Here is a 16,675-nt window from a genome sequence, read left to right as displayed (position 1 = left end):
GATGGCTTTAAGAAAAAAAATAAGGCCTCGAAAGCGAGCTGGAAAACGAAAACACCATCCTGTTCGTCTTAGCGCATATCAAAAGGGCAGTTTAGACGGTTTCCAGCGGGGAAAAGAGGAAGGGCTCGCTCAAGGGCGCGCCGATGCCCAGAAAAGGTCCCAACACGCTGTTGCCGTCATCGAGACGGCCCTGCCCAAGATGGACGTTCTGGTTATCGCGGCAGGCATGATACCGTCGCTTGAAATCGGCGTTATCCAGCCCCTCCAAACGCTGAATAAACAAGAGAACCTGCAATTCGACGTGAAACTGGAAACCGACGTGACCCACGAAATGATTGCGGCCGCGAACACGATTGTATTCGTTCGTAATGTGGAACCGGCGGCCTATGCATTACTAGAGCTGGCTCATCAGCTGAATAAAAGGACGGTCTATGTTATTGACGATAATTTCCTGGAGATTCAGCCAACCACTCCGGTGGGCGAATATTATAACGATCCGATCCGTCGAGAGACGTTTATTAAGTTTTTGAAAAACACGCAAATCATTAAAGTCGATGCACCTGATCTCGGCACCTATATTCATGAGCGGTACAATAGACACGTGATTTACTTCCCTGCCAGCATCGATTTCGAGTGGCTGGACCAGAACGAGAAGTCGGTTAAGGATCAGGGGCAAGTGGTTATCGGTTATGCAGGAGGGGACAAAGAGGAAGATTTCGTTCCCGTCATTTCAGCGTTGAACAAAATTTTGGATTATTACGGGGGATTCGTGAGATTGGAATTTTACGGCTACCTTCCGCCTTCGCTGGCTGATCATCCAAGCGTCAAATATGAAGGCGGGGGGATGGAATACAAGGAGTTTATGAAAAAGCTTAATAAGAGCAACTGGAACATCGGGATAGCGCCGCTTGCCAACAATTCATTTAACAAGGGGAAAACGAATACCAAATTCCGTGAATACGGTGCCTGCGGCATCCCGGGCATATACTCGAAGTCTCCTGTTTATACGCATTGGGTCGAGCAGGGCGAAACCGGCTACTTGGTTGAGCATACCGAGCAGCATTGGTATGAGGGAATCAAGGCCATGATTGAAGATCCGACGATGCGGCAGAGAATCAAGGAGAATGCGCATAGGGCAGCCCGGCAGCATTTTTCGCTACAGACATGCATCGATAATTGGAAGAAATTTATATTCAAAACGTAAAATCGGGGGAGAGAGCGGGAACATGGGGAAAAGAGGGAAAAGAGGGGATATAAACGTACTCATCGTCGGATCGGAAAAAATCGCTTCCTATAAAATCGGCATTGAGCAGCCCCTCCGCCATCTGGAGAAGATGGGAGTTTGCGACTTTGACGTCAGATCCGATGATGAGATGGACAGATCAAGGCTGGCTGAAGCGGATATCGTCCTCTTCTTCCGAACGGTTCAGCCCGAAGCTTATAAGTATCTGGAGATGGCCCGGGAGATGGGAAAAAGAACGGTGTACGTGATCGACGACCATTTTATCGCGATGTCTCCGGGCTCGGATATGGGACGATATTACCATGATTCTTCACGAAGAAAGACGTATGTTAAATTTCTGAAAAACGCCCAAAGCGTAAAGGTTGCTTCCAGTTTTTTTGCCAAACATCTTGAAACGCATTTTAGTCCCCAAAAAATAATCTATTTTCCGGGAAGCGTTGATTTCTCCGTTTTTTCCGGTTTGAAAAAGAACCGGAAAGAAGAAGGGAAAGTCGTAATCGGGTATGAAGGCGGAAAAAAACAAGTGGCTTTTGAACCTGTTATCGGGGCATTGCATAAAATCATTGGGAAGTACGGGGATAAACTCAGAATCGAGTTCTGCGGGTATGTTCCCGATGAACTCAGGGAGAAGCCGCAGGTGTTTACGGAATCCTACGATGAGAACTATAAAAACTTTCTGAAGCGCCTTTACCGTTCCAACTGGGATATCGGGTTAGCGCCGTTGGAGCGAACGCTGCTGCATGATTGCAAAAGCAACAATAAATTTCGCGAATATTCCGCTTGCAGGATTCCGGGCATCTATACATCTTCTCCGGCCTACGATGAATGGGTTGCCGGAAAGGAAAACGGCCTGATTGTATCCGGTGAGAGCGATGATTGGTACGAAGCCATGGTCCAACTGATCGAACAGCCGGAACTACGGCAGAGCATCGCGGAGCGTGCGGAACAAGTAGCATGGGCGAATTTTTCAGTGGAAGCTTGCGCCGAACGATGGCGTTCACAAATTCTAATGTCGGAATAACGTGGGATTATGAAAGGAGAGGTTCACTTGGACCATAAGCTGATACCCGTTCTTCAACCGAGTATAGGTCAAGAGGAGATCGACGCGGTGGCAGATGTTTTACGGTCAGGATGGCTTGGACTTGGCCCCAAAACGGAACAGTTCGAGCAGGAATTTGCCAAGTATGTCGGCAGCCGTTTCGCGGTTGCGCTCAATTCTGGTACGGCCGCGCTCCATCTGGCCATGGACATTTTGGGTATTGGGCCGGGTGACGAGGTCATCGTGCCTTCCATCACGTTCATATCCACTGTCCATGCGGTTAGCTATGTGGGAGCAACGCCGGTTTTTGCGGATATTGAACCCGATACGATGAACATATCGCCGGAAGATATCAAGCGGAAGATAACAGATAAAACCAAGGCAATTATCGTCGTTCACATGGGCGGGCATCCCTGCGATATGGATACCATCCATGAGTTGGCGCATGCCAATGGAATCAAGGTAGTAGAAGATGCTGCGCATGCATGCGGCGCGGAATATAAAGGCAAAAAGATCGGCTCCATCAGCGATATTACCTGCTTCAGCTTTCATGCCGTCAAAAATTTGACGAGTGGTGAAGGCGGCGCAATCACCTGCAATACCGAGTGGATGAACCGTAAGCTGCGTGAGAAGAGGTGGGTAGGCATTTCCCGCGATACGTGGATACGATCGTCACATGAGAAGGTGTATGCATGGCAGTATTTCGTTGATGACGTAGGATACAAATATCATATGAACGACATGCAGGCTGCCATCGGGCTCGTTCAGTTAAATAAGCTAAGCCAATTGAACGGGAGACGAAAAGAAATAGCGGCCCGTTACCAATCCGAACTGAAGGATTTGGAATGGCTGGAACTTCCTCATGAACAGCCGTATGCTCAAAGCTCCTGGCATTTGTTCCAGGTTAAATTCAGCAAGGAAAGCCAGAGGGACCGTATGATTGGACACTTGCAGGAACACAATATCGCGACGGGCGTCCATTATTATCCGTGCCATCTGCATCCGAGCTACCTGCATCTCAAAGCGATCGTGCCGCTCTCCTCGGAGATCTGGAAAAGAATTCTGACCCTTCCTATTCATCCGAACATTACGGAGGAGGACTTGGATCGGATCATAACCCGTATAAGGGAGTTTAAGCCATGAGAAAACTGTTGGTTCTAGGTGCGGGAATCTCCCAGCTCCCATTAATTGAAACCGCGAAAAGAATGGGATTATACGTTATTGTGGTGAGCCGTCAAGGAAACTATCCCGGGTTTGCCAAGGCAGACAAGGTTTACTACGAGGATACGACCCATATGGATAGGATTGTCGAAATCGCCCGGCATGAAGGAATTCATGGAATCTGTACAACGGGTACGGACGTGGCCGTCAAGTCGATCGGCAGAGTCGTGGATGAATTGGGAGTAAGCGGATTGAGTTATGAATCCGCTCTACTCTCCTCCAATAAATGGAAGATGAAACAGGCTTTTATGAAACATGGCGTACGAACGGCACGATTTCTGAAAGTCCAAACCTTGCAGGAAGCTTACAGCGCTTTCGAAGTATTGTCGCCGCCGCTTATCTTTAAGGCAGTGGACGGGGGAGCAAGCAAGGGCATTGTGAAGGTTGCCGATATGGCCCATGTGGAATACGCATTTGAAACCGTGCGCAAGGATACGAAACTGGATTTTTTCATCGTTGAAGAGTTTATTGAAGGAACCGAGTTTGGCGCACAGGCATTCGTCTACGATAACCAAATTCAATTCATCATGCCGCACGGGGATTTCGTCTTTTATGGGGATACCGGTGTTCCCATCGGTCATTATGTCCCATATGAATTGCCCGAAGAAGTGCAGCAAGATCTGTTTTCCCAGTTGAAACAAAGTATCGAAGCGCTGGAATTAAATCATTGCGCAATCAATGCGGATTTTATTTTGAAAGACGGGCATGTGTATGTACTTGAAATCGGAGGCAGAGCAGGAGCTACATGTTTGCCCGAACTGGTGTCCACTTTCTATGGATTCGATTACTATGAGCAGATCATCAAGGCTGCTCTTCGCATGAATCCGTCATTTCCCTCTCATACTTCACAGCCTTGTGCGTGTGAATTACTGATCTCCGATAAAGATGGGGATATTACTGGACTTGAGAACGGAAATGAACTGCATGAGAATATTATTCAAATATCATTTGATTATCATATAGGTGAGAAGGTAAATAAATTCAGGGTTGGCACTGACCGAATCGGCCAGATCATCGTGAAAGGGGACCGTTTGGAAGAAGTGCTGAGCCTGCTGGAAGAAGTTAAAGAGAAGATAAGAATCGATTTAGGTTAGATCTTATATATATCATTGCGAAATCTCGATCTGCAGCGGCGATCGGGATTTTTGCATTGGGGAGCGTTATTGCCTATAACCTAATTGGGGATTAGACATATAAATAATCGAGAGAGCGGCAACCGATCTTTTCGGTAAAGCTCTCTCAAATCCATGTACCGGAGGCAGCAGATGAAAATCACGGATACAAAGCTCCAAGGCGTGAAACGGATTGAACCGACCGTTCACCAAGACCATCGGGGATTTTTTATGGAAAGTTTCAATGATCGAGTTCTTAAAGGATGCGGCATTAACGACCATTTTATTCAGGACAATCACTCGATGTCACGTGAGGCAGGTGTTATTAGAGGGCTGCATTACCAACTGTCTCCCGAGGGACAGACGAAATTGATCCGCGTTGTAAGCGGGGCGATCTATGATGTGGTCGTTGATATTCGGTCGGGCTCCCCTACCTATGGACAATGGCAAGGTTTTATCTTATCCGCAGCCAATTTCATTCAACTTCTCGTTCCCAAAGGATTTGCTCATGGTTTTTGTACCCTTGTTCACGATACGGAGGTCATATACAAGGTCGATGCCTATTATTCGCCAGAGCATGATCGAGGAATAGCCTGGAACGATCCGGATCTCAATATCGATTGGCCTGTGAACAAACCTGTTCTCTCAGACAAAGATTCAAAGCATCCTCGATTGGATTTGGCAGAAAATAACTATATATACGAGGGGTGAGATCGCATGAAGATCGTTGTCACAGGCGGTGCGGGATTTATAGGCAGTAACTTTATACGATATATGCTGTCTCAACATCCGAATGACGAATTTATTAATGTGGATAAACTAACGTATGCCGGCAATTCAGGAAATCTGAGCGAAGTACGGACGAATCCTAAATATCGTTTTGTGAAAGCGGATATCAGAGACCGTGCAGCTTTAGAACCTCTCTTTAAGGAGGGGGTTGATGCGGTCGTTAATTTTGCGGCTGAATCCCATGTCGACCGCAGCATTTTGCAGCCTGAATTGTTTGTCTTGACGAATGTGGCAGGAACTCAGACGCTCCTCGACCTGTCGAGGCAGTATGGAGTCGGCAAGTTTGTCCAGGTCTCTACTGATGAAGTCTATGGAACGCTGGGAGCCACTGGCCTATTTACCGAAGAATCAACGCTTCAACCGAACAGTCCGTATTCTGCAAGCAAAGCAGGCGCCGATTTGATGGTTCGAGCTTATTATGAGACGTTTGGATTGCCGATCAATATCACGCGCTGTTCAAACAATTACGGCCCATATCAGTATCCTGAAAAGCTAATACCGCTAATCATTTACAATGCTTTGCATAACAAGCCCCTTCCGGTATACGGCGACGGTTTGAACGTTCGCGATTGGCTGTACGTGGAAGATCATTGTCGAGCTGTTGATCTGGTATTGCGTCATGGAGCCGCCGGCGAAATATATAATATCGGAGGACATAATGAACGGAATAATTTGCAGGTTATTCGAACGATCCTGTCTGAACTGAACAAACCCGAAACCTTGATTCGGCATATCCAAGATCGTCCCGGACATGATCGCCGCTATGCGATAAATGCAGATAAGATAAGGAAGGAACTCGGTTGGACTCCGCAATATCATTACGAAAGCGGCATTCGTGAGACGATTCGATGGTATCAGAAGAACCTGGCTTGGGTGGAACAAGTGCTTGAAAAGTCAGCAGATAGCGGTCATTAAGAAGGACTTCTTTAATTGAATGGATTAGTTAAAATGATCGCCGATGATTCCATCGGCGTTTTTTGTGCATAAATGGCCTGTAGCGCATTTTTCTCCATGTTAAAACCTTTCAGCATACCGCCTTTGTCCCGAGGTCATCCTATACGATGTTATTACATTCATTATAGAGATGGAGGATGAATCATGATTAAATCCAAAGCCCTCAACCTGACCGTCTCCACGGCACTGCTGCTCAGTATGGCTGCAGTAGCAGGGTGCGGTAACGCCAACGACGGCAACACGACTCGTACGAACAATGTGGACGGTGGCCGTATCGGCGTGAATTCCGTACGTAACAACCAGAACGTCGGCAGCACGCAGCAGCATGACTTGTCCAACCTGAAATACAGCAAGGCGCTGTCGAAAAAAGTCTCGGATATCAGCGGCGTAGGATCTGCCCATGTATTCGTAACGAACCGCAATGCCTATGTTTCGCTGTCCAGGGACGGCATGAACACCAACAACATCAACGGTCGCGTGACAGGCATGAGCACTGGGGCGAATCGTTCCGCTGACGGCATGATGAACGGTACGAACCGCACGATGAACGGCACAAATACAACGAATGTCAGAAACCGTACCTTCGGCACTTCGAGCACGGGCAGCGTCGGTCTTCTCCGTGGTATGGCCAATGACACCAGACGTGCGGTAGACAATACGACAGGCCTCGGCCGCAATGCCGATAACCGCGGCTTCGGGGTGAACGGAACGACAACCAATGGCGGCTTTGGCGGAAGCAATTATAATACGTTAAACGGCACGCGCACGAACGGTCTTATGGGAACGAACGGCACGCGTACCAATACCTTTACCGGAACAAACGGCGCAACCAACGACACGTACATGGGAACAGGCATCAATGGCGTTCCTTATGGGACCTACAATAATAATATGGGCATCATGAGCAACAATCGTGAAGAAGTGCCTCAGCACCTTCGTCAGGAAATTACGAGCAAAATTCGCAAGACCGCTCCGCATATCAGCCAAGTTTATGTTTCCTCCGATGAGGAATTTTATCAGCATGCCAATCGATTTGGAACGGACGGGAATGCGGCGAACACGGTTGGAACGCTTTCGCGCGATTTCGGCTCTTGGATCAACCGCGTTTTCCCGTTGAATCTCGGCGGTCGCGACGGCATGAACGATACCCGCGGCAACTTGATGAAGAACGATACGGACGACGGCTGGTTTGGCGGCAATCGTAACAGCCGGTAAAACCCTTATACCAAAAGGAGCTGCCCATTAGGATTGAAGTCATCCTAACTAAGGCAGCTCCTTTGCTTATTTGAAATGCGTGTTAAGGTAGCGGATTAATGCTTGCGTACTCCTTGAATCCAAACGCCTTGCAGCTCCAGGTCGCTGGAGAGCACCAGGACGTCGGCAAGTTTGCCGGACTCAAGGGATCCGATGCAGTCATCGATGCCGATTTTTCTGGCAGGATTCAGGCTTCCGACCCGGGAGGCCTGCTCAATGCTCAAACCGACCTCTCGGACCAGCAGCTGGAATCCTTTGATCATCGTCAGCGTACTCCCAGCCAGGCTATCCCTGTTGCTCTTAAGCGTGGCGATGCCGTTCTCGACAACGACCGGCAAATCGCCAAGCGTATATTCGCCGTCAGCCATTCCGGTAGCGGACATCGCATCGGTGATCAGAATCAGGTTGCCGTCCTGTTTCATGCGGGCCAGAATCCGAATGGCAGCCGGGTGAACATGGATGCCGTCGGCGATGATTTCGCAGCTTAGGCGATCATCGCCCAGCATCGCACCCACCACGCCAGGCTTGCGGTGATGCAGTCCTGTCATCGCATTAAACGTATGCACGCCATGGCTCAGTCCTGCCTCAACGGCCGCCTCCACTTCCTCGTAGGTGGCATCCGTATGACCCAGTGCGGCCACGATCCCGTGGCTGCTGAGCCAGGAGATGGCCTCCAGCGCTCCTTCGCGTTCCGGTGCCAGGGTCACCTGGCGGATCAGATCCGGGTATGTGGACACCCATTCTTCCAGCCAGTCGATATTGGCATGGACGATATGCTCCGGATTTTGTGCGCCTGGCCATTTCGGACTGATGAAAGGGCCTTCCAGATGTGCGCCTACCAGTTTGGTATAAGGCATGCCTTGGCTGCGGTAGTCGTTAACTTCCCGAAGAACGTGGTCGATGGCTGCCTTCGGCGCCGTCATCGTGGTGGCGAGCATGGACGTGGTTCCCTGGGAGCTGTGGAACGACGTGATTTTATCCAGGACATCCTTACTTGCATCCATGAAATCTTCGCCGTTGCCGCCGTGCACGTGGATATCAATAAATCCGGGAATAATGTAGCCGTCGGGTTGTTTGATCACTTCCGCTGCAGCCTGTTTAAGCTCGGCGGGAAGCCCGGAAACATCGCCGGCGTAAGCAATGTCCTCACCTTGGATCGCCAGCACGCCGTCTGAACAGAAGCCGTCTGGCGTCAAGACTTGACCGTACAACAATTGGACCGAATCTTTGCGTTCGCTGCTCATACCAGCAGTCTCCCTGCGCCTTGATCCAGAAGGACGACAACGTTCGGATGACATTGAAGCAGCGATGCCGGACACTCTGTGGTAATCGGCCCCGTCAATGCGCGGTGTACGATTTCCGCTTTATCCTCTCCTCGAACGAGCAGGAGAATTTGGCGGGCCTTCATGATGGTAGCAACGCCCATGGTAATCGCGTGCGTCGGGACATCGTCCAGGGTTGGGAAGAATCTTGCATTCGCGTTGCGTGTTTTTTCTTGCAGCTCAACCACATGGGTACCGCCGCTTAAGGATTCGCCAGGCTCGTTGAAACCGATATGTCCGTTATGTCCAAGGCCGAGGAGCTGAAGATCAACCGGGCCGTATTCTTCGAGCATTTTGTCGTAATTCAGACATTCTGCTTCCGGATCGGCAGCATTGCCGTTCGGCACATGGGTGCGATCCAACTGGATGTCGACATGATTGAAGAACTTCTCATTCATGAAAGTGCGGTAGCTCTCGGGATGATTCTCCGGAAGGCCAACATATTCGTCCAGATTATATGTCGTGGTTTGGGCGAAGCTGACCAGCCCCTGACGGTTCATTTCAATCAGCTTGGCATAGAGCCCAACCGGCGTGCTTCCCGTAGCCAGTCCCAGCGTTGCGCGCGGATTGGTGTGCAGCAGGCTGGAAATCAGGTTAGCGCCTGTTTGCACGAATTGTTCTTCGTCGCGGAATGTGTAAATATTCATTGGTTATTGTCCTCCTCGGCTTTTGCGATAATTTTGAACATTAAGATATGATTGCTCCAGTCGGGGGACATACGTGGAGAAGTCCCGGCTGGCCATTCCCATGAACAGGATGTCTATAATGTGAAGCTGAGCGATACGCGAAGCCATATCACCCCGGCGCATTCCTTCCTCGAGCGACGATGAATACAGCGTAATATCCGCGAGGGCGGAGATCGCGCTGCTCCGGTAAGAGGTGATGCTGATCGTGAAGGCGCCGGCGTCTTTGGCACAGGCCAATGCATCGATGGTCTCCGGCGTTTCGCCGGAGTAAGAAACGGCAACGGCCACATCGCTTGAGGTCAGTGTGGAGGCTGACGTGATCTGCATATGGGAATCCGCAAAAGCGGTGCAGTTTTTTCCGATCCGGATCAGCTTCTGGTAAAAGTCCTGCGCCACGATGGAAGAGGTCGCCACGCCGTACAGATCGATGCGTTTCGCGCGGCACAGGGCATCCACGGCGCGCTCCAGCTGACCCAGATCAAGCAGCTCCGTCGTATCCCGGATGGAAGTCAGATGATTGGATTCGATCGCCTCGACGATCCCTGCCAGCGGGTTGCCCGCCACGATGTCCTGATAGCGAGTGTTTCCCGTGCGCGAGGCCATTTCGGCATGAGCGATCTCGGCCGCAAGCTTGAGCTTAAAATCAGGATACCCCTTACACTGAAAATTCTTACAAAAACGGGTTACGGTGGCAGCGCTGACCTCGCACTGATCGGCAAGATCCTTAATGCCCATATGCACAATCTCGGATGGGGCTGTCAAAATGAATTCCGCGAGCCGTCGTTCCTGACGGGGCAGACCTTCCTTTTCGACAGAAATAATATGCAAGATTGGTGTCATCACAAGCCTCCTTCAAGGTTCCCGGTGAGCTTATTGCCTGGGCATAACGAATGGGATTCCGTTCTGAAAATTATTTTTAAAAATATGAAAAAATGAAGAAAATAATTTTTGCACCCCCATCATAGACCAACAAGCGGTGGGAAGCAAGGATAAAAATCGCTGATACGGGCCAAACGCCCAATTTATTCGCCTCTTTCGCACCTTCCCCCCTGATCTGACATAAGATGAGTTGACTGTATCCCTTAACCTTGTTAGACCACACATACCCGGGCAAGGAGGGGTGACACCATTGAAGGGGACCGACCATAACAGCAAGTTCTTGTTAACCCACCGTGAACGCGAAGTGTTTGAATTGCTTGTGCAGGACAAAACGACTCGCGATATCGCCGGGCAGTTGTTTATTAGCGAAAAGACGGTGCGTAACCACATCTCCAATGTCATGCAGAAATTAAACGTCAAGGGCCGTTCGCAAGCTGTCGTTGAGTTGATAAAACTCGGTGAGTTGAAGATCTGACACCATGCCGGTTGCATGAACGAAAGCACAGCGAAAGCCTTCCTTCCCGTTAGCTCGGGAGTGAGAAGGCTTTTTTGTGTTTTGGCTCCAAGAATCCGGTTATCGATGGTGACGGATAATGAGCAGGAACCTCTATTAACAATGAAGATATGGTAAAATGTTCGCAGTTGGTATTGGAGGCAGTACGATCGTTTGGGTCGAGCTTGGAATGCAAACCTGCATTTCGTTTTGTAGCTGTTTTGTACAAATAGCCTGCACATGTCGGAGGTGGAATAAACATGGGGTGGATGATCGGGATTACGGCCGGGGCCGTTTTGGTCCTCTTGGTATTGATTGGGTTTGGACGCAAGCGAAGGAGCGGAAGAAAGGGCAATGTCATCCAGCTGAAATCCAAAACGCGAACGAGCAGCGGGCAGCGTGGACAAGCATGCAGCAAGTGCCGCCGCAAGCGCCCGTTGACCTTTTATGCGGATGATTCCGGTGCCGTAAGAGGGCTGTGCACCGATTGCAAAAAGGAGCTGGGTCGTCATCAGGAATTGTATCCCGTATAGCGGAAGTTTCAGCGGTATATAAGAGGAAGTGCGAGGGAAAAATAACCTGCCCGCACTTCCTCTTTTTATAGTAATAAAGTACATATGGCTTCCGCCCCTGCAGATGAGCGAGGACTCCCTAACTTCTTCAAGATTGTGTATAGTGAATTACAGTTCCAAGCGAAAGGGAGGGTAAGAACGTGAACAGGTTTGGCAGGCTGAATACGCTGCGGAATCAAATCTTCCTCGGGTTTATGCTGGTGATGATCATCGTGTTGGCATTAGTCGGGGTTTTTGTATATGACCAGGTTTCCGCCCTTCTGCGCAACAGCGCCGAAAAGCATATCCAGCAGACGGCCGTGCAGGCCACGGGCAAGTTGGATGCGCTGCTTAAGCAGGTGGATACGCTGACGGCCCAAGTGTCCACGAACGCAACGGTTCAGCGTTATCTCGCGCAGGAGACCGCAGGTCATCCGATTACGTTCGGAGAACGGCAGTCCCTGCAGCAGGAAGTGCGCAAGTATGAGGCATACGCTACGGGCATCCGGTCGCTTGAATTGTATACAACGGATTATCGGCGGCTGTTCCCGCTCGACGAAGGCAGTTTGACCAGCCGGGTCGGGGTCGATTGGATTATAGCGGCTGACAAGGGCATGGGGAAGCTGGTATGGTTCGGCCAAGATCCCCGGGATCCGGACGTGGTGGTAGCGGTACGCCGAATCCGGCTGATCGACCATTCTTTTGTGCATGGCGGGTACCTCCTCGTGAAGCTGGAGAAGGACTATTTTGCGCTGACGGATTCTGCCGGCGGCATGGGCGGCGATTCGCGTGAAACGATGGGGCTGTTTGATCAGGCGGGCCATGAAATCTCGTCGGATTTTGCGACGGCGGTGGATTCGAAGGCGGTTCTGCACCGCGAAGGAGAGACCGTTACGGTCGGCGACGAGGACTATATCGCCGTACAGAGGCAGTCTGCGGCAACGGGCTGGAATTTGGTCATCCTGACGCCAGTAGACTATACGACCGAAGGGATATCGGTGCTGCGGACCGCGATTATCGTATCCGGAGCCGTCGGTGCGCTGCTGTTTCTGATCTTGAGCTTTATTCTGACGACGATGATCATCCGGCCGATTCTGAATTTGATCAAAGCCATGCGCGGCGTGAGGCTGGGAACGCTGAAGCCCATTGCCGTCACCTCGAAGACGATGGAGATCAATGAGCTTAACAATTCGTATAACCAGATGGTGGATTCCCTGAACGAATTAATCGAGGTCGTGTACCAGAAGGAGATCATACAGAGCCGGACGGAGCTTAAAGCGCTGCAGGCTCAGATCAATCCGCACTTTCTTTTTAACACCTTGGAAGCGTTTTACTGGGCGCTCGACGATCAAGGCGAAGAAGAGCTGGCCCAGATCGTGGTCGCCATGTCGGGATTATTCCGCTACGTCATCAACCGCAAAGACGAGGATGAATGGGTATCGGTGCGGGACGAGCTGGATCATGCCGAACGTTATTTGATGATTATGAAAATGCGGATGCTCGACCGGTTATCCTGGAGAATCGAGGCGGACGAAGCCAGCAAGAACGTGCCGATTCCGAAGCTGCTGATCCAGCCGATCGTGGAAAATGCGATCCTGCACGGCGTTGAGCAGCGACTGGGGCCAGGCACCGTCATTGTGCGCGCGCAAGCCTCCGATCAACCGGGCTACACGGTTGTTTCGATTGCCGATGACGGGCCCGGGATGGACGAGGAGACCGTAGCCTCGTTATATTCCTCCATGGAAAAAGGGTATGCGGAATCCGCTAAAAAAAGCGGCGTCGGCCTAGCCAATGTCGAGCAGAGAATCCGGCTGTATTACGCTTCCGAGCAGGCCGGCCTGCGCATTCACAGCGTGGTCGGTCAGGGGACGACCATTTCATTTCAAATACCGAACGATTTCCCGGCTATCGACGGGGAGGGGGAAAAGCATGAAAACGATACTGATCGTGGATGATGAACCAAGAACGAGGGAAGGGGTAAGAAAGACCCTGGAGGCGTGGTCGTCCGGCCGATGCAAAATCGTGACGGCTGCAAGCGGCGTAGACGCGCTGGAGTGGCTGCAGGAGCAGGTGGCGCATCTGGTGGTAACGGATATCCGCATGCCGGAAATCGGGGGGCTGGAGCTGATTGAGCGATTGCATGAACTGGAGCATCCGCCAGTCATTATCGTCATATCCGGCTACTCGGAGTTCGACTATGCCCGCAAAGCGCTGCAATACGGGGTCGTGGATTATCTGCTGAAGCCGCTGGATAAGCGGAAGCTGGTAACCGCGGTTGAATCGGCGCTGGAACGGCGGGAAAAGATCGATCGGATTGAGCGGATGGAGAAACTGGTCGACCCCAAGCTGCTGGAGGCGGCGCAGCAGGATAAGGGATACAGCGTCCAGGTGCAGGAAGCTCTGAAGTACGTGGATCAGCATCTTCAGGAACCGGTATCGCTGAAGGAAGTGGCGGAGGTGCTTCATCTGAATTCCAGTTATTTCAGCGTGCTGTTCAAAGAGCAGACCGGGCTCACGTTCAGCGAGTATCTGACGCGCCGCAGGGTGCAGCGGGCCAAGGAACTGCTGGCGGGGACGCCGCTGCCGATCTCGGAAATTGCGGAGAAGGTCGGATACCAGACGGCGAAATATTTCGTGAAAGTGTTCCGGGACCTTGAGGAAGTAAGCCCGAGCCAATATCGCCAAAGCGTATCCGATAACGGAGAGGAAATCCAATAAAAGTGGAATTAGTCCCAATCATTATGACCTTATACAATCTTCCCCTCACTGATAAAATTTGATTAAAGCGGTTTCATAACGCGAATAGCATACTAGAAAAGGGGTTGTAAACGTGTTCAATAAAAAATGGACGGTTCTGCTTTTGACATTGTGTCTCGCTTTGGTTGCAGCCGGCTGCGGATCGAACAGCAGCAGCACGGGAGAATCGGGCAGCGGCGCTAGCGAAGGCGATAAAGTTACGGTAAACTTCATGCACTTGTGGCCGGCGGGCGTCTCCGCGGGACAGAACAAAATCGTGAATCAGATCATCGAAGAATATCAAAAAGAGAATCCGAACGTGACGATCAAACAGGAAGTTCTGGATAATGAGCAATACAAAAACAAACTGAAGGTGCTTTCCGCATCGAACGAGCTTCCGGACGTAGGCGTGACCTGGGCAGCCGGATTCCTGAAGCCGTACGTGGAAGGCAACCTGTTTGCACCGGTCGACGATTTGCTGGACGGTCAGCTGGGCGACAAGTTCGTGGCGGGCACGACCGAGGCTTATGCGATTGACGGCAAAACGTATGCGCTTCCACTCGAGTTCAATATCGCTCCGGTTTACTACAACAAGGCGATATTCGAACAACACAACCTGGAGATTCCGCAAACCTACGAAGAATTCAAGACGGTCGTGAAAACGCTGTCCGATAACGGAATTGCTCCGATCGCGCTCGGCAACAAGGATCGCTGGACCGGTTCGCTCTGGTACATGTACCTGGCAGACCGGATCGGCGGACAAGAAACGCTGGCCGGTGCAATCAGCGGCTCTGGCTCGTTTAAGGACGAATCGCTCGTCAAGGCAGCCGCCGAAGTTCAATCGCTGGTCGATGGCAACGCGTTTGTCAAAGGCTTCAACGGCTTGTCCAACGAGGAAGCGAAGTCGGAATTCCTGAACGGCAAAGCGGCCATGTACATGATGGGTACCTGGGAGCTGCCGAACTTCACGACGAATGAAGAGATTCCGCAAGAATTCCGCGACAGCGTCGGATTCTTCAAATTCCCGACCGTCGAAGGCGGCAAGGGCGATATTAACAGCTGGGTAGGCGGACCGGGCGTCGGCTTGTTCATCGGCGAAAACTCGAAGGTGAAGGAAGAGTCCAAGAAATTCGTGGAGTATTTCGTGACCAAGTGGGGCGAGCAGTCGGTAACGGGTGCCGGCGTCATCCCGGCAACCAAGGTGGATACCTCGGCGCTTGAGCTTCCACAGTTGTACATCGATCTGTTCGATGAAATGAACAAAGCTAGCAGCATTACCTTGTTCGCGGATGTGCAAATGCAGGCGAATGCCGCCGAAACGCATCTGAACATGATCCAGGCGCTCTTCGGCAAAGCCGTCACACCTGAGAAATTCTCCGAAGAGCATGACGCAGCGATTTCCAAAGGGAACTAAGACTCGGGACAACGATGAAACAGGATGCGATTTATCCGGCAGCGATGCCGGATAAATCTTTCCTCAAGACCATAGGAAGAAAGGAGTCGGACACTTTGGATAAAGTGATGTCCAACAAAAAAATCATCGCGCTGTATGTTCTGCCTGCACTGCTTGTGATCATGGCTGTCGTGTATATTCCGATCATGCTAACCGCCTATTACGGACTGAACGAATGGAACGGAATCGGTGCGATGACCTTTATCGGGCTGGATAATTACCAGGCCCTGCTCTCGGACGGCAAGTTCTGGGACAGTGCATGGCACTCCCTGCTGTTAGCCGTATTCTCGGCTGCAAGCCTGATGATTTACCTGGCCGTGGCGATGGTGCTGGCCTCCAAGATCAAAGGCGCCAACCTGTTCCGCAAAATCTATCTCATTCCGATGCTGCTGTCCTCCGTTGCCATCGCGCAGCTTTGGCTGCGCATCTATCACCCGACGAACGGGATCGTGAACAGCTTCCTGGAGTCCATCGGGATCACGAACCCGCCCGCATGGCTTGCCGAACCGTCGCTTGTATTATTTGCATTGTTTATTCCGATTTTGTGGCAGTATGCCGGTTTTTATATCTTGATCTATTATGCAGCCTTGAAGAATATCCCGGCCTCGCTGGTTGAAGCAGCTAAAATCGATGGGGCAACCTCCTTCCAAATAGCGTTCCGAATCAAGCTTCCGCTCATCATGGAAGTGATCAAGGTGACGATCGTGCTGGCGGTGGTAGGTTCCTTGAAATACTTCGACCTCATCTTCGTCATGACGGACGGGGGGCCTAACGGCGCGAGTGAAGTCATGGCGTCCTACATGTATCATACGGCTTTCCGCGCTTATGATTTCGGTTACGGCAGCGCGATCGGGTTCTTCCTGCTTGTGATCTGTCTGATCGTAACGTGGGTCATTCGGAAATTAACGGCATCGAAAGAAACGATCCAATATTCATAAGGAGG

General features: G+C 51.0%; 16 protein-coding genes. 13 read left to right on the top strand and 3 right to left on the bottom strand.

Features of this window, described 5'->3' with window-relative positions:
• The first annotated feature begins 1 nt into the window (after position 1).
• The 7 genes from RB297_RS12810 (at position 2) to RB297_RS12780 (ending at position 7,573) form a co-directional block, all read left to right on the top strand.
• Positions 2-1,204, top strand: a complete 1,203-nt coding sequence (locus RB297_RS12810) for a glycosyltransferase (RefSeq protein WP_375120636.1) — start codon at positions 2-4, stop codon at positions 1,202-1,204.
• A 22-nt stretch (positions 1,205-1,226) separates the two neighbouring features.
• Positions 1,227-2,264, top strand: coding sequence for a glycosyltransferase family protein (locus RB297_RS12805; RefSeq protein ID WP_096775357.1), 1,038 nt, complete (start codon positions 1,227-1,229; stop codon positions 2,262-2,264).
• Positions 2,265-2,273: 9 nt separating this feature from the next.
• Positions 2,274-3,425 carry a DegT/DnrJ/EryC1/StrS family aminotransferase gene (locus RB297_RS12800; protein ID WP_375120635.1) on the top strand — a complete coding sequence of 384 codons (1,152 nt, stop codon included), beginning with the start codon at positions 2,274-2,276 and terminating at the stop codon, positions 3,423-3,425.
• Positions 3,422-4,597 carry an ATP-grasp domain-containing protein gene (locus RB297_RS12795; protein ID WP_096775359.1) on the top strand — a complete coding sequence of 392 codons (1,176 nt, stop codon included), beginning with the start codon at positions 3,422-3,424 and terminating at the stop codon, positions 4,595-4,597. The genes RB297_RS12800 and RB297_RS12795 overlap by 4 nt, the downstream gene beginning before the upstream one ends.
• 171 nt (positions 4,598-4,768) lie before the next feature.
• Positions 4,769-5,326, top strand: a complete 558-nt coding sequence (gene rfbC / locus RB297_RS12790; RefSeq protein WP_375120634.1) for a dTDP-4-dehydrorhamnose 3,5-epimerase — start codon at positions 4,769-4,771, stop codon at positions 5,324-5,326.
• Positions 5,327-5,332: 6 nt separating this feature from the next.
• The gene (rfbB, locus tag RB297_RS12785) at positions 5,333-6,319 is read left to right on the top strand and encodes a dTDP-glucose 4,6-dehydratase (RefSeq protein ID WP_096775361.1); all 987 of its coding nucleotides are present in this window, start codon (positions 5,333-5,335) and stop codon (positions 6,317-6,319) included.
• Positions 6,320-6,502: 183 nt separating this feature from the next.
• On the top strand, positions 6,503-7,573 hold the full coding sequence (locus RB297_RS12780) for a sporulation protein (RefSeq protein WP_375120633.1): 1,071 nt from the start codon (positions 6,503-6,505) through the stop codon (positions 7,571-7,573).
• 95 nt (positions 7,574-7,668) lie between these two features.
• Here the strand turns inward: RB297_RS12780 and nagA are convergent, their stop codons facing one another.
• Genes nagA through RB297_RS12765 form a run of 3 tightly spaced genes read right to left on the bottom strand, consistent with a single transcriptional unit; the run spans position 7,669 to position 10,460 of the window.
• Complete coding sequence (nagA, locus tag RB297_RS12775) at positions 7,669-8,856, bottom strand: N-acetylglucosamine-6-phosphate deacetylase (RefSeq protein WP_375120632.1); 1,188 nt, start codon at positions 8,854-8,856, stop codon at positions 7,669-7,671.
• Positions 8,853-9,581, bottom strand: coding sequence for a glucosamine-6-phosphate deaminase (gene nagB / locus RB297_RS12770; RefSeq protein ID WP_096775364.1), 729 nt, complete (start codon positions 9,579-9,581; stop codon positions 8,853-8,855). The genes nagA and nagB overlap by 4 nt, the downstream gene beginning before the upstream one ends.
• Before the next feature lie 3 nt (positions 9,582-9,584).
• Entirely contained in the window at positions 9,585-10,460 is an 876-nt protein-coding gene (locus RB297_RS12765) for a MurR/RpiR family transcriptional regulator (protein ID WP_096775365.1), read from the bottom strand.
• Between the two features lie 289 nt (positions 10,461-10,749).
• On the opposite strand from RB297_RS12765, the gene RB297_RS12760 reads away from it, so the two are divergent.
• The 6 genes from RB297_RS12760 (at position 10,750) to RB297_RS12735 (ending at position 16,670) form a co-directional block, all read left to right on the top strand.
• Positions 10,750-10,974, top strand: a complete 225-nt coding sequence (locus tag RB297_RS12760; protein ID WP_006208732.1) for a helix-turn-helix domain-containing protein — start codon at positions 10,750-10,752, stop codon at positions 10,972-10,974.
• A 278-nt stretch (positions 10,975-11,252) separates the two neighbouring features.
• Positions 11,253-11,525 (top strand): hypothetical protein, encoded by a 273-nt coding sequence (locus tag RB297_RS12755; RefSeq protein WP_375120631.1) that lies wholly within the window; start codon positions 11,253-11,255, stop codon positions 11,523-11,525.
• Between the two features lie 179 nt (positions 11,526-11,704).
• Positions 11,705-13,498 (top strand): cache domain-containing sensor histidine kinase, encoded by a 1,794-nt coding sequence (locus tag RB297_RS12750; RefSeq protein WP_375120630.1) that lies wholly within the window; start codon positions 11,705-11,707, stop codon positions 13,496-13,498.
• Positions 13,473-14,261, top strand: a complete 789-nt coding sequence (locus tag RB297_RS12745; RefSeq protein WP_096775368.1) for a response regulator transcription factor — start codon at positions 13,473-13,475, stop codon at positions 14,259-14,261. The genes RB297_RS12750 and RB297_RS12745 overlap by 26 nt, the downstream gene beginning before the upstream one ends.
• Positions 14,262-14,373: 112 nt before the next feature.
• Positions 14,374-15,693 (top strand): extracellular solute-binding protein, encoded by a 1,320-nt coding sequence (locus tag RB297_RS12740; protein ID WP_096775369.1) that lies wholly within the window; start codon positions 14,374-14,376, stop codon positions 15,691-15,693.
• A gap of 95 nt (positions 15,694-15,788) precedes the next feature.
• Complete coding sequence (locus RB297_RS12735; RefSeq protein WP_090910779.1) at positions 15,789-16,670, top strand: carbohydrate ABC transporter permease; 882 nt, start codon at positions 15,789-15,791, stop codon at positions 16,668-16,670.
• The last annotated feature ends 5 nt before the right edge of the window (positions 16,671-16,675 follow it).

Origin of the sequence: Paenibacillus sp. CR_12 (assembly GCF_041953985.1) — a bacterium.
Classification (GTDB): Bacteria; Bacillota; Bacilli; order Paenibacillales; family Paenibacillaceae; genus Paenibacillus_AQ; species Paenibacillus_AQ lautus_A.
The sequence above is the reverse complement of the archived record's forward strand: the minus strand, read 5'-3'. Positions and strand labels throughout refer to the sequence as shown.

Bases quoted from the DNA above. Each gene is read 5' to 3' on its own strand.
- RB297_RS12810 (WP_375120636.1), top strand. From the start codon at position 2: ATGGCTTTAAGAAAAAAAATAAGGCCTCGAAAGCGAGCTGGAAAACGA.
- RB297_RS12805 (WP_096775357.1), top strand. From the start codon at position 1,227: ATGGGGAAAAGAGGGAAAAGAGGGGATATAAACGTACTCATCGTCGGA.
- RB297_RS12800 (WP_375120635.1), top strand. From the start codon at position 2,274: ATGAAAGGAGAGGTTCACTTGGACCATAAGCTGATACCCGTTCTTCAA.
- RB297_RS12795 (WP_096775359.1), top strand. From the start codon at position 3,422: ATGAGAAAACTGTTGGTTCTAGGTGCGGGAATCTCCCAGCTCCCATTA.
- rfbC (WP_375120634.1), top strand. From the start codon at position 4,769: ATGAAAATCACGGATACAAAGCTCCAAGGCGTGAAACGGATTGAACCG.
- rfbB (WP_096775361.1), top strand. From the start codon at position 5,333: ATGAAGATCGTTGTCACAGGCGGTGCGGGATTTATAGGCAGTAACTTT.
- RB297_RS12780 (WP_375120633.1), top strand. From the start codon at position 6,503: ATGATTAAATCCAAAGCCCTCAACCTGACCGTCTCCACGGCACTGCTG.
- nagA (WP_375120632.1), bottom strand. From the start codon at position 8,856: ATGAGCAGCGAACGCAAAGATTCGGTCCAATTGTTGTACGGTCAAGTC.
- nagB (WP_096775364.1), bottom strand. From the start codon at position 9,581: ATGAATATTTACACATTCCGCGACGAAGAACAATTCGTGCAAACAGGC.
- RB297_RS12765 (WP_096775365.1), bottom strand. From the start codon at position 10,460: ATGACACCAATCTTGCATATTATTTCTGTCGAAAAGGAAGGTCTGCCC.
- RB297_RS12755 (WP_375120631.1), top strand. From the start codon at position 11,253: ATGGGGTGGATGATCGGGATTACGGCCGGGGCCGTTTTGGTCCTCTTG.
- RB297_RS12745 (WP_096775368.1), top strand. From the start codon at position 13,473: ATGAAAACGATACTGATCGTGGATGATGAACCAAGAACGAGGGAAGGG.